This window comes from Cupriavidus sp. GW823-FHT06D04 (genome assembly GCF_058795055.1).
This window is the reverse complement of record NZ_JBXAHL010000128.1, coordinates 1-571: the sequence shown is the minus strand read 5'-3', so window position 1 is coordinate 571 and position 571 is coordinate 1. Positions and strand designations below refer to the sequence as shown.

The 571-nt window shown below is 65.7% G+C and carries 2 pseudogenes; both read right to left on the bottom strand.

The features are described from left to right. Window positions 1-221, bottom strand: a pseudogene (locus AC1Q7H_RS39895) (H-NS family nucleoid-associated regulatory protein); the annotation flags it as partial. Window positions 222-345: 124 nt separating this feature from the next. Continuing rightward, a pseudogene (locus AC1Q7H_RS39890) lies at window positions 346-571 on the bottom strand (hypothetical protein); the annotation flags it as partial.

Sequence of the window (571 nt, the reverse complement as noted above, 5' to 3'; positions counted from 1 at the left end):
GTCGGGCCGCTATCCCGGCTTGTCGACCAGAAGTCCAAGCGTTGGGCCTGAGTGTCAACGCTGCCACTACCGACGCCTGCATCACTGGCGTCACCCATGACGGGATCCGCGCCGCGCATCGCCTCAGCGATGGGAAGCTCCATCTGACCCAATCCGTCCGTCGCATTGCTCGCGACAAGGGGTTCAACTGCTTGTTTTGGGGCCAATTTGTTCTCCTTCATTGCAGTCACTGCAGGTGCAGACGCCTCCTTATCCCATGGACGGTGAGACCTTGTCTCTTGCGTGTCGTTCGCTTCTCGCCTACGCCCCTCTGCGCCTGGATCCAGCGGAATCGCGTCCGCCCGCTCAGTCTTTGCTGTCATCGCTGCCGTCACTGCTGTCGTTGCCTTCGTCCTGATGGTTTGGGAGCGCCGCCCCCGGCTCGTTGCCCCGCTCTTCACCCTGCGCTTCGCCCCGCTCATCCTGCGGAGCGTCCCCCTGACCGTCGCCCTGCGCTTCCGGCGCGGTCGCCGCCGAACTGCCGCCCTTGCGCCGCCTTCCACCAGCGCCACCGCCGTCGCGTTCGCGCGGC